The following is a 12,005-nucleotide window of genomic DNA, read 5'->3' as shown; positions in this document are numbered from 1 at the left end:
AGTGCCCAGGTGGCGGAATTGGTAGACGCACTAGGTTCAGGTCCTAGCGGTGGCAACACCGTGGAAGTTCGAGTCTTCTCCTGGGCACCACTCTTCAGAAACACGACAATGCGTCGGGTTTCAAAATAGGGATGCAGCACTCCCTGTCGACACCGTCGATCAAGTGCAGCAAAAGTCGATGAGCGATCATCGCAATGTGCCCAGGTGGCGGAATTGGTAGACGCACTAGGTTCAGGTCCTAGCGGTGGCAACACCGTGGAAGTTCGAGTCTTCTCCTGGGCACCACTCTTCAAGACAAAGCCGAGCAATGCTCGGCTTTGTGCTTTCTGGCATTCCCTCATCACGCCTTGAACTGCCCGAGACTGGACTTGAGCTGAGCCGCCAGGCCATCCAGCACGCGCCCGCTGCTGGCCGTGGCCGCGACAGCCTCGGCTGCAAGGCGCGCCTCGGCGTGGATGACATCGACCCGCCCGCGTACCGCCCCCGCTCCCTCGGCCTGATGCTCAGCCGCGCGCGCCGCAGTCCGTACCGCCTCGTGCACACCTTCGACCGCCTGCTGGACGCTCTGCTGCAGGCGCTCGCTGTCCCGCAGGGCGTCGATCCCTTCGGCGGCCCGCGCACGGGCCTGGGAGATGGCAGCCACCGCCTCCTGCGCACCTTTCTGCAGCGCACCGATATGAGCCTGGATGTCACCGGTGGATTGCTGGGTCTTGCTGGCCAGCGCCCGGACCTCATCGGCGACCACGGCGAATCCGCGACCGCTTTCCCCTGCGCGCGCCGCCTCGATCGCGGCGTTGAGCGCGAGCAGGTTGGTCTGCTCGGCAATACCGTGGATCACCGAGAGCACGACTTCGATCTGCTCGCTTTGCCGCGCCAGGCGCTCGATGACTTCGGAACCGTTCTGGACCCGCTCCTCCAGGGTTTCGATCAGCCCACCTACCTTGCGGGCGATCGCTGCACTGTCCTGGGTGGCTTGGCGAATCTCGCCGACCTGCTGGAGCGCGCTCTGCATGGCATGGCTCTCGGCCTGGGCCTCGGCCGCCATCTGGCCCAGAGCCTCCAGGCTGCCGGCGACTTCGTTGCGCTGCCGATCAGCGGCAGCCTCGGCCACCCTACTGCGCTCCGCCAGGGAGCGGATCTCCGAACCGGTGCGCACCGCCACCTCGCCCGCTTCACGGACGATCGGCTGGAGCTTGTCGATGAAGCGGTTAACCGCACCCGCCATCTCCCCCACCTCGTCACGGCTGTCGATCTGCACGCGCCGGGTCAGGTCGCCCTCGCCCGCCGCCAGGTCATTCAACGCGGATATGAGCAGGCGCAGGCGATTGACCACCCGATGCCCCAGCACCACCGCCAGGACCAGCAGCACGCCCAGACCGACCAGCACGAGCGCCAGACCGATGCGCCAGCGCAACTCGTGGGCGGCGCCCTCGACGGTGTTCTGGGCACCGGTGCTCATGCTGCTGGCTGCGTCCTGGGCAGACTTCAAGCGCGCCGTGAGCACGGCGGTGCTGCCGGTAGCCGCCCCCGCAAGGCTCTGGGCCACGAGGTCACCGCTGCTGGCGATGAGGGCACTGAAGCGGCTGTCCAGGGCTTTCAACTGGGTTTCGACGGAGGCGGTGGAAACGCCTAGGCGTACCTTGCCGATCTCCACTCCGTTGGGACTGATGGAGGCCTCCACCAAGTAGACAGAGGGGTCGTGGGCCGCTGCATCCAGGACCTTGTCCAGCGCGCGCTCACCCTGACCTTTGTCCAGCAGGGCCTTGATGACTTCGTTCTCGCGATTGAGGTAGCGGGTCAGGTGCTGGCCCTGGGCATCGTCGTAGATCACGAACAGCACATTGGGGTTGCGCTGGGCGCGCCGAGCGAATTCGGAAAGGGTGGGGATATCGCTGTCCCACATGGCGCGGGGTGCTACGGCCGCCAGCAGTTGGGCCAGGTCGTTGGCGGATGCCTTCAGGCTCTGCTCAAGGGATTCGCGCAGCTGCCCCTGCTCGGCCTTCAACCGCTCGGAAAGGGAGGCGCTCAGGCGTTCACGGGTCTGGGTGGAGAGACTGGAAAGACTTCCCGACACCTCCTGCCCCGCCTGGGCCAGCTCTCCGGACAGGCGCTGGGTGTCATCCCCCAGACGCTTGCCAAGGTCCGTGACCAAGGCATCGACCGTGCCCCGAGTCAGTGCAACAGCCACCACCACCTGCACCAGCAGGGCGATTCCGAGGGCGATGAATACAGGCCGCAACAGGCGGCTCTGCAGGAGGGAAAGGATGGCGGACACGACGATTACTCCTCAACGACCGTTCTGGGTTAACGGCGACTTCCGGGATTTATATAGGTCCTCAGCAAGGGGCATGCCGCAAATTTTTGAAACCCGGCCCATGGAGTGTGGCTGCGACGGGGCGGACGCGCGGAGGGGAAGGAGAAGGGGTCGACGAACGGTCGCTGTCTCGCAAAGAAAAAGGGCCGCATCAGCGGCCCTTTCTCGTTCATCGCACTCAGGCGTAGGGATGGCGCAGGACGATGGTCTCGTTGCGATCCGGGCCAGTGGAGATGATGTCGATGGGCGCCCCCACCAGCTCTTCCACGCGCTTGATGTAGGCGCGGGCGTTAGCGGGCAGCTCTTCGAGGGACTTGGCCCCGACGGTGGACTCGGTCCAGCCCGGCATTTCCTCGTACAGCGGCTGCAGGCCGATGTAGCTGTCGGCATCGGTCGGTGCGTCGTCCAGCAGGTTGCCATTCTGGTCCTTGTAGCCGGTGCAGATGCGGATGGTTTCGAGGCCATCCAGCACATCCAGCTTGGTCAGGCACAGGCCGGAGATGCTGTTGATCTCGATGGCGCGGCGCAGGATGACGGCATCGAACCAGCCACAACGACGGGCACGACCGGTGGTGGAACCGAACTCGTGGCCACGCTTGGCCAGGTATGCACCGGTGTCGTCGAACAGCTCGGTGGGGAACGGGCCGGAGCCGACACGGGTGGTGTAGGCCTTGGTGATACCGAGAATGTAGTCCAGGTACAGCGGGCCGAAGCCGGAGCCGGTGGCGGTACCGCCAGCGGTGGTGCTGGAGCTGGTCACGTAGGGGTAGGTGCCGTGGTCGATGTCCAGCAGGGAGCCCTGGGCGCCCTCGAACATGATGTAGGCGCCCTGCTTGCGCAATTCGTGCAGGCGGGCGGCGACGTCGGTGATCATCGGCTTCAGCAGCTCGGCATAGCCCAGGGCTTCGTCGAGGGTCTTCTGGAAGTCGACGGCCGGCTCCTTGTAGTAGTTCTGCAGGACGAAGTTGTGGTAGTCCAGCAGCTCACCCAACTTGGCGGCGAAACGCTCGCGGTGGAACAGGTCGCCGATCCGCAGGCCACGGCGAGCAACCTTGTCTTCGTAAGCAGGGCCGATGCCACGACCGGTGGTGCCGATCTTGGCGTCACCACGCGCCTTCTCGCGCGCCTGGTCGAGGGCCACGTGGTACGGGAGGATCAGGGTGCAGGAGGGGCTGATGCGCAGGCGCTCGCGAACCGGTACGCCTTTCTCCTCAAGCTTGGTGATCTCGCGCATCAGCGCGTCCGGCGCCACAACCACGCCGTTGCCGATCATGCACTGCACGTTCTCGCGCAGGATGCCGGACGGAATCAGGTGCAGGACGGTCTTCTCGCCATCGATCACCAGGGTGTGACCTGCGTTGTGGCCGCCCTGGTAGCGCACGACAGCTGCAGCCTGGTCGGTCAGCAGGTCGACGATCTTGCCTTTGCCCTCATCACCCCACTGGGTGCCCAGGACCACGACATTCTTACCCATAACACTTGTCCTCTTCGGAAGCTCGATGCCGGCGCGCGCCGGCGGGAAAACCTTAAACCAGGGGCGCAACCTGCCAGCGCCCATCCTGCAGGATCAGCTGGCGATCGCATGCCACTTCCTGCGCACTGCCTACATCCTGGCCCGGCAGCGCCTGAACGACACGCTGGCCTTCGCCACGCAGGCGCTTGATTGCCTGCCAGAGGTAGACGTCATGGACATCCGGCGCCCAGATTCCGGCGGGCGCATCATCCAGCTGCATGCGCCCCAGGGTCACCAGGGTCTTCAAGTCGGTAGAGAAGCCGGTTGCTGGACGCGCACGCCCGAAGTCGGCGCCGATGTCGTCGTAGCGGCCACCCTGGGCGATGGACTGCCCTTCACCCGGTACGAATGCCGCGAAGACCACGCCCGTGTGGTAGTGGTAGCCACGCAGCTCACCCAGGTCGAAGTACAGCGGAAGCTCCGGATAACGCAGCTCCAGCTCATCCGCGATGGCGACGAGTTCATCGAGCGCGACATGGACCTCTTCGGGCGCATCCACCAGGACGCCCTGGGCAAGCTCAAGAACCTGGCGATCACCGCAGAGCTCGGCTAGGGAGCGAAGCATCCCGGCCAGGTGTGCAGGGAGGCCTTCGGTCAGCTCGGCCACCTCATCGACCGCCTTGCGTTGCAGGGCGTCGAAAAGACGCTGCTCAGCTTCGCCGGACAGCTCGGCAGCACGGGCAAGACCACGGTAGATACCGACATGACCAAGGTCCATGTGCACGTCCGGCACATCGGCCAGCTCGAGCATCTCCAGCATCAGGCTGATGACCTCGACATCGCTGGCCGGGCTGGCATCGCCATACAGCTCGGCACCCAGCTGGATCGGGCTGCGGGAGGTGGAAAGTGCGCGCGGCTTGGCATGCAGGACACTGCCCGCATAGCACAGCCGGTTAGGCCCTTCTCGACGCAAGGTATGGGCGTCCAGACGCGCAACCTGGGGCGTGATGTCGGCGCGGAAGCCCATCTGCCGTCCCGATTGCGGGTCCGTGACCTTGAACGTACGTAATTCAAGATCCTGCCCGGCGCCCGTGAGCAGGGATTCGAGAAATTCGATGTGCGGGGTTACCACGAAGTCGTAGCCCCAGCGCTGGAACAGGTCCAGTACCTGGCGGCGGGCTGCCTCGATGCGCGCCGCGTCGGGCGGCAGTACTTCTTCGATTCCGTCTGGCAGCAGCCAGCGATCTACCGTTGCCATTTCGCCACTCCCCTCTTAGCTGGGCGGCAAGCCTTCAGTGAAGCAGATACAGGAGGCCGGTCCCCAGCAACATGCTGGCGAGGCCCATGAGGCGGAGATGGCGATCCTTCAGACTCGCCAACCCAAGCACCGCGGCGCGCCAACGGCGCGGATAGAGGAAGGGCAGGATGCCTTCCAGCACCAGCACAAAACAGATCGCTATGCCGATTTCCTGCCACATGATTCCCGCGGACGCAAAAAAGCCGGGATTTCCCGGCTGGCCCATCATAACACGTTTTCCCGGAGGGTCACCCCGGCGGTCAGGTTCGTCCGCCGGGGTGCATCCTCACTTGGCCTTGTTCAGAAACTGGAAGAACTCGCTGTGCGGGTCCAGCACCATCACATCGCTCTTCTTGGCGAAGCTCTCGCGGTAAGCCTGCAGGCTCCGGTAGAAGGAATAGAACTCCGGGTCCTGGCTGTAGGCCTTGGCATAGATGGCAGCCGCCTGGGCATCACCATCACCGCGAAGCTCTTCGGATTCCCGGTAGGCCTCGGCCAGCAGTACACGGCGCTGACGGTCGGCATCCGCGCGGATACCTTCTGCCAGCTCGCTACCCTTGGCGCGATGCTCACGCGCTTCCCGCTCGCGCTCGGTGCTCATGCGCTCGAAAACGCTGCGGTTCACCTCGCGAGGCAGATCAATGGCCTTCACGCGAACGTCCACGACCTCGATACCCAACTCCTTGCTGGCCATGGTGTTCAGCGAACGCGTGATATCGGCCATCAGGCCATCGCGCTCACCGGATACCACTTCATGCAGGGTGCGCTTGCCAAACTGGTCGCGCAGGCCGGCCTCGAGACGACGAGAGAGTCGCTCGTCCGCAATCTGCTTGAGGCCGGATGTGGCGGTGTAGAAGCGCTCGGCATCGGAGACCCGCCACTTGGCATAGGCATCCACCATCACCGCTTTCTTCTCCTGGGTCAGGAAACGCTGGGTAGGCGAATCCAAGGTCAGCAGGCGCGCATCGAACTTCCGCACCTGGTTGACGTAGGGGATCTTCACGTGAAGGCCGGGCTGGACATCCGCCTCGACGATACGGCCGAACTGGAGGAGAACCGCTCGTTCGGTCTGGGCCACGATGTAGAAGCTGCTCCAGGCTACCAGCCCGAGCACGACAGCCCCGATCAGGGCGATCAGCGACTTGTTACCCATCAGCGACTCTCCCTAGAACGCAGATCGCGCTGCTGCAGATCGGTGGTGACGCGCGAACCCAGGTCGCTGGCCGCGCCGCTCGAGGTGGCCGGCGCCGGTATTGCCGCACTGGCACCACCGCGGTTGTCGATCATCTTATCCAGCGGCAGATACAGCAGGTTGTTCTGCCCCTTGTCACCCGTTACCAGGACCTTGCTGGTGTTGCTGAAGACTTCCTGCATGGTGTCGAGGTACAGGCGCTGGCGCGTGACATCAGGCGCCTTGCGGTATTCAGCCACGAGCTTGGTGAAGCGATCAGCCTCACCCTTGGCACGGGAGATGACCTCTTCACGGTAACCGTTGGCCTCTTCGATGATGCGCTGGGCCTGACCACGGGCCTCAGGGATCACGCCATTGGCGTAGGCCTCTGCCTGGTTCTTGGCACGCTGTTCATCTTCACGGGCACGGATCACGTCATCGAATGCTTCCTGCACCTCACGGGGGGCGGCCGCACTCTGGACGTTGACCTGGGTGACGGTGATGCCGGTGCCATAGGTGTCGAGGAAGCGCTGCAGGCGCTCCTTGATCTCACTAGCCATCAGCTCACGGCCTTCGGTCAGCACCTGGTCCATCTCGGTCGAGCCCACCACATGACGAAGGGCGCTCTCGGTGGCGTGCTGCAAGCTCACTTCAGGCTGATCGACGTTCAGCACGAACTTCTGCAGGTCACTGATCTTGTACTGCACAGTGAGCGGCACTTCGACGATGTTCTCGTCCTCGGTGAGCATCTGCCCCTGCTTGCTATAGGCGCGCTCGCGGGTGACGTTCTCCTGGAACTTGCGATCGATCGGCGGGAAATAGATGTTCAGGCCAGGCCCAACGGTGTCGTAGTACTTGCCGAAGCGAAGTACCACCGCCTGCTCCTGTTCATCGACCACGTACACCGCGCTGTAGAGCCAGCCCAGTACAAGGATGAACAGGGCGATACCCAGCAAACCGAAGCCACCGCCACGGTTTTCATCGCCGCCTCGTTTCTTGCCGCCCCCGAACAGGCCATTAAGACTGTCCTGCAGCTTGCGGAAGGCTTCGTCCAGATCCGGCGGTCCCTTGCGGTCACCGCCACGGCGGCCACCCCAGGGATCCTGATTGTTCGAGTTGCCACCCGGCTCGTTCCAAGCCATAGCGCTCTCCATACTGATAAAGCAAAGACGCGCCCAAGGCACGTCCGCCAATGCTACCGAAAGCCCGCTATCTGCGGCAAAAAGCCATTCCGCGGCCTTATTGCAAAGTGTGTTGCTCGATGAACGCCTGGGGTTGCCAGCCTTCGCGACTGACAAGCCGGTTCAGCTCGACACGTGGCAACCTGACTGCCAGCAATGTATCGCCAGCCTCGTCGTGCTGCTCGCTCTGCACGGCCCCCAGTGCGAAGAACTGCGCCCGCAGTCGCCCCAAACGCTGCGGTAGCTTCAGGGTCCCCACGAAGAGGTCCTCCCCCAACAACTCGGCAATCGCCTGCTCAAGCAGCTCAAGCCCTTTGCCCTCACGGGCAGACAACCAGACACGCTCGGGCTTGCCATGCTCGTCTCGCTGGATCTGCGGCTCCATGGATTCCAGCAGGTCGATCTTGTTGTAGACCTCCAGCATCGGCAATCCATCGGCACCGATCTCCCCCAGTACCGCCAGCACTTGCTCGATCTGCGCCATCCGCTCAGGCTCATGAGCATCGATAACGTGCAGCAGCAGGTCGGAGTTGCTGGACTCCTCAAGGGTAGCCCGGAAAGCCTCGACGAGCTTGTGCGGAAGATGGCGGATAAAACCCACGGTATCTGCCAGCACGATCGGTCCCAGATCGGCCAGTTCGAGCCGGCGCAGCGTGGGATCCAGCGTGGCGAACAGCTGGTCTGCCGCATAGACCTCGGACGTGGTCAGGGCATTGAAAAGCGTGGATTTACCCGCGTTGGTATACCCCACGAGTGACACGGAAGGGATATCCGCTCGCTTGCGGCCACGCCGGGCCTGCTCACGCTGGCTGCGGACCTTTTCGAGGCGCTGCTTGATCTGGCGGATGCGCACGCGCAGGAGGCGACGGTCCGTTTCCAGCTGGGTTTCACCGGGACCACGCAGGCCAATACCGCCCTTCTGGCGCTCCAGGTGGGTCCAGCCGCGAACCAGACGGGTGCTCATGTGTTCGAGCTGCGCGAGCTCCACTTGCAGCTTGCCTTCATGGGTCCTGGCGCGCTGGGCGAAGATATCGAGGATCAGACCGGTGCGGTCCAGCACCCGGCACTCGAAGGCGCGCTCGAGGTTGCGCTCCTGGCTGGGTGTGAGGGTGTGATTGAAGATGACAAGCTCAGCCTGCTCAGCCTTGACCAGATCGTGAAGCTCCTCGACCTTGCCGCTGCCGATCAGGTATTTGGCGGTCGGCTGGTGACGGGAAACGGAGATGAAGGCCACCGTATCCGCACCAGCCGATCGAGCCAGCTCCTGGAATTCCTGCGGGTCTTCTCGCGCCTCAGGATCATGGCCTTCCAAATGAACAAGGACGGCACGCTCACCACCACCTGGGCGTTCGAAAAACAAAGCAGACTCCTATCAGGCGTTACCGGGCTCAGGCTGCTCTTGTTCGCTGGCGCTGGGCAGGCGGACGGGGCGGCTCGGTACAACGGTGGAAATGGCGTGTTTGTAGACCATCTGGCTGACGGTGTTCTTCAGCAGGATCACGAACTGGTCGAAGGATTCGATCTGGCCCTGCAGCTTGATGCCGTTGACCAGGTAGATGGAAACCGGTACGCGTTCCTTACGCAAGGTATTCAGGTAAGGGTCTTGTAGCGAATGCCCTTTTGACATATGCCGCACTCCTGTAGGGATCTAATTCGTATGAGTTGTCAAATGACGAGAAAGTTGGCCGCCCTACCCCCAAGGATAGACGGTAACTGGCGAGGTCTTAGCCCAATATGGAGACCGACTCCAGGTATTTCAAGGCGCGCGGCAGATTGTCGCAAGCCAGGCTGTCGAGCCAGTGCAAATCGGCCCAACTGCGTAACCAGGTGAACTGTCGCTTGGCCAACTGGCGCGTGGCAATGATGCCTCGCTCCTCCATTTCGGCCCGGGTCAGGTTGCCCTCGAGGTATTCCCATACCTGGCGGTAACCCACAGCCCTTATAGACGGCAATCCTGCGTGCAAGTCACGTCTTTCGCGCAGGTTTTCGACCTCTTGGACGAACCCCTGTTCCAGCATCAGACGAAATCGTTGCGCAATTCGTGCATGCAAAACCTGGCGATTCGCAGGAGCAATCGCCAGCTGCGCGACAGTATAAGGCAAATGCCCCGCCCCAGCGGGGCCGGCGTCGTGATTTTGCGACGCCTGTCGACGTCGCAGCTCACTCATGGAAACACCGCCAGAGAGGTACACCTCCAGCGCCCGGGTCAGGCGCTGGGGATCATTGGGATGGATGCGCGCCGCCGACTCGGGATCGACCGCTGCCAGCTCCTGATGCAAGACTTCCCATCCCTCCCGCGCGGCACGGGCTTCCAGCCCAGCCCGTATGGCCGGATCCGCGCTGGGCATGTCCGCCAACCCCTCCAGCAACGCCTTGTAGTAGAGCATCGTGCCGCCAACCAGCAGCGGTATGCGTCCGCGGGCGGTGGCATCCGCCATGGCCGCCAGCGCATCCGCGCGAAAATCCGCAGCTGAATAGGCGTCGGCAGGGTCGAGGATATCGATCAATTGATGCGGGTAGGCTTCCAGTGTGGCGCGATCCGGCTTGGCGGTGCCGATATCCATGCCGCGATACACCAGGGCGGAATCAACGCTGATCAACTCGCAGGGCAGCACCTGGGCCAACTCGATGGCCAGATCGGTCTTCCCCGCAGCAGTCGGCCCCATCAGGAAGATGGCGGGCGGTAAACGCTCCCCCATCTCAACGGCCCCGCAGGAAGAGCTTGTCGAGGTCGTCCATGCCCAGCTGGGTCCAGGTGGGGCGTCCGTGGTTGCACTGGCCGCTGCGCTCGGTCTGCTCCATGTCGCGGAGCAGGCCATTCATCTCCGGCACGGTCAGCCGGCGATTGGCACGCACCGCGCCATGGCAGGCCATGGTCGCCAGCAGTTCGTTCAGGTGCGCCTGAATGCGGTCGCTGGTCCCGTATTCGAGAAGATCCGACAGCACGTCCCGCACCAGCTGGGAGGCTTCGGCTTGCTTCAGCAATGCCGGTGTCTGGCGGATCGCCAGGGTCTCCGGCCCCAGTCGTTGCAGCTCGAAGCCAAGCCGCTGAAACCAGGTCGCATGCTCTTCGGCGCAGTCCGCTTCACGCTGGCTTACCGCCAGGGATTCCGGCACCAGCAATGGCTGCCCTTTGAGCCCCTCGCTGGCCATGGCGATTTTCAGGCGCTCATAGGTGATGCGCTCGTGAGCCGCATGCATGTCGACCAGCACAAGCCCCTGTGCGTTTTCCGCAAGGATGTAGATGCCCTTGAGCTGTGCCAGAGCATAGCCCAGCGGCGGAATATCGCCCTGGCTTTCCGGCAGGCTCACGGGCGCCGAATCCGGCAACGGCGCGAAATACTCGCGGTAAGCCGCCTGGGCCTCGGCCGTCCCTACAGGACCGGTAGACCGGGACGGCGGCGCATAACCGCCAGACGAGACTGTCGGTCGCCAGGCAGGCTCGGCCACAGGGCGTTCCAGCACATTGGCGGCCAGGCTCATCTCGCCCTGGGGACCGAACTCGCCCGCTTCCAGCCCGGTAGGGCGAACCATGGGCGCGACCGCCGCAGGCGCGGCGAGCTGGTCTTCGGGACGCACCTCGCCCAGGGCGCGATGCAAGGTTCCGTAGAGAAAGTCATGGACGGTGCGCCCCTCACGGAAACGCACCTCGTGCTTGGTGGGGTGCACGTTCACGTCCACCGCAGCAGGGTCCAGCTCCAGAAACAGCACGAAGGTCGGATGGCGACCGTTGTACAGCACATCGCGATACGCCTGGCGCACCGCATGCACCACCAGCTTGTCCCGCACCATCCGACCGTTCACGTAGAAATACTGCAGGTCCGCCTGGCTGCGGGAGAACGTAGGCAGCCCCACCCACCCCCACAGGTGCAGGCCATTGCGCTCCACCTGGATGGGCAGTGCCTGTTCCAGGAACGCCGAGCCGCACACGCTGGCAACACGCCGCGCGCGGGAAATTTCGTCACGGGCCTCGTGCAGCGCGAATACCGTCTTGCCGTTGTGGCGAAGGTGGAAGGCCACATCGAACCGTGCCAGGGCGAGGCGCCGGATGACCTCCTGCAGATGCTCGAACTCGGTCTTCTCGGCCCGCAGGAACTTGCGCCGCGCCGGCGTGTTGAAGAACAGGTCGCGCACCTCCACCGAGGTTCCCACCGGGTGGGCGGCAGGCTGAACGCGCGCTTCCATGTCGCGCCCTTCGGTCTCCACCTGCCAGGCCTGGTCGGCATCCGCCGTGCGCGAGGTCATGGTCAGCCGTGCCACGGAGCTGATGGAGGCCAGTGCTTCGCCCCGGAAACCCAGGCTCATGACCCGCTCCAGGTCATCCAGGTCGCGGATCTTGCTGGTGGCGTGGCGCGCCAGGGCCAAGGGAAGGTCATCGGAGGGGATGCCGCAACCGTCATCACGGACCCGCAGCAGCTTCACACCGCCCTGTTCGACCTCCACATCGATCCGACGCGCACCGGCATCCAGGCTGTTTTCCAGCAGCTCCTTGATTACCGAAGCCGGGCGCTCGACCACCTCGCCGGCGGCAATCTGGTTGGCCAGGCGCGGGCTGAGCAGGTGGATGCGGCGCAGTTCTGCCATGTCGC

General features: G+C 63.8%; 10 protein-coding genes, 2 tRNA genes and 1 pseudogene. 2 read left to right on the top strand and 11 right to left on the bottom strand.

Annotated elements, in window-relative coordinates; genetic code table 11:
• Positions 1–3 precede the first annotated feature (3 nt).
• Positions 4–90, top strand: a tRNA-Leu gene (locus tag RTK35_RS04765).
• 108 nt (positions 91–198) lie between these two features.
• Positions 199–285 (top strand) — tRNA-Leu (locus RTK35_RS04760).
• A 55-nt stretch (positions 286–340) separates the two neighbouring features.
• On the opposite strand, the gene RTK35_RS30480 is transcribed toward RTK35_RS04760, so the two are convergent.
• The 11 genes and pseudogenes from RTK35_RS30480 to mutL form a co-directional block, all read right to left on the bottom strand.
• Positions 341–1,225, bottom strand: a complete 885-nt coding sequence (locus tag RTK35_RS30480; RefSeq protein WP_410478633.1) for a methyl-accepting chemotaxis protein — start codon at positions 1,223–1,225, stop codon at positions 341–343.
• Positions 1,199–1,459 (bottom strand): annotated as a pseudogene (locus tag RTK35_RS30475) (HAMP domain-containing protein); the annotation flags it as partial. The gene RTK35_RS30480 and the pseudogene RTK35_RS30475, both read right to left, overlap by 27 nt.
• A gap of 1,033 nt (positions 1,460–2,492) precedes the next feature.
• Positions 2,493–3,788, bottom strand: a complete 1,296-nt coding sequence (locus tag RTK35_RS04750) for an adenylosuccinate synthase (RefSeq protein ID WP_044401184.1) — start codon at positions 3,786–3,788, stop codon at positions 2,493–2,495.
• Between the two features lie 52 nt (positions 3,789–3,840).
• Positions 3,841–5,025 (bottom strand): ATP phosphoribosyltransferase regulatory subunit, encoded by a 1,185-nt coding sequence (locus RTK35_RS04745; protein WP_044401182.1) that lies wholly within the window; start codon positions 5,023–5,025, stop codon positions 3,841–3,843.
• Between the two features lie 34 nt (positions 5,026–5,059).
• Positions 5,060–5,245: a DUF2065 domain-containing protein gene (locus tag RTK35_RS04740; protein WP_044401399.1), complete on the bottom strand. Its 186-nt coding sequence runs from the start codon at positions 5,243–5,245 to the stop codon at positions 5,060–5,062.
• Positions 5,246–5,350: 105 nt separating this feature from the next.
• On the bottom strand, positions 5,351–6,217 hold the full coding sequence (gene hflC, locus RTK35_RS04735) for a protease modulator HflC (protein WP_044401180.1): 867 nt from the start codon (positions 6,215–6,217) through the stop codon (positions 5,351–5,353).
• Entirely contained in the window at positions 6,217–7,377 is a 1,161-nt protein-coding gene (gene hflK, locus RTK35_RS04730; protein WP_284547339.1) for an FtsH protease activity modulator HflK, read from the bottom strand. The genes hflC and hflK overlap by 1 nt, the downstream gene beginning before the upstream one ends.
• A gap of 97 nt (positions 7,378–7,474) precedes the next feature.
• On the bottom strand, positions 7,475–8,776 hold the full coding sequence (hflX, locus tag RTK35_RS04725) for a ribosome rescue GTPase HflX (protein WP_044401176.1): 1,302 nt from the start codon (positions 8,774–8,776) through the stop codon (positions 7,475–7,477).
• Between the two features lie 12 nt (positions 8,777–8,788).
• Complete coding sequence (gene hfq / locus RTK35_RS04720) at positions 8,789–9,043, bottom strand: RNA chaperone Hfq (protein ID WP_003453015.1); 255 nt, start codon at positions 9,041–9,043, stop codon at positions 8,789–8,791.
• Between the two features lie 97 nt (positions 9,044–9,140).
• A complete protein-coding gene (miaA, locus tag RTK35_RS04715) occupies positions 9,141–10,115 on the bottom strand; it encodes a tRNA (adenosine(37)-N6)-dimethylallyltransferase MiaA (RefSeq protein ID WP_316907506.1) in 975 nt (324 codons plus the stop codon).
• Position 10,116: 1 nt separating this feature from the next.
• Positions 10,117–12,000: a DNA mismatch repair endonuclease MutL gene (gene mutL, locus RTK35_RS04710; protein ID WP_316907629.1), complete on the bottom strand. Its 1,884-nt coding sequence runs from the start codon at positions 11,998–12,000 to the stop codon at positions 10,117–10,119.
• Positions 12,001–12,005 lie beyond the last annotated feature (5 nt).

Source organism: Pseudomonas sp. zfem003 (assembly GCF_032621675.1).
In the GTDB taxonomy this organism is placed as follows: Bacteria; Pseudomonadota; Gammaproteobacteria; order Pseudomonadales; family Pseudomonadaceae; genus Metapseudomonas; species Metapseudomonas otitidis.
The sequence above is the reverse complement of the archived record's forward strand: the minus strand, read 5'-3'. Positions and strand labels throughout refer to the sequence as shown.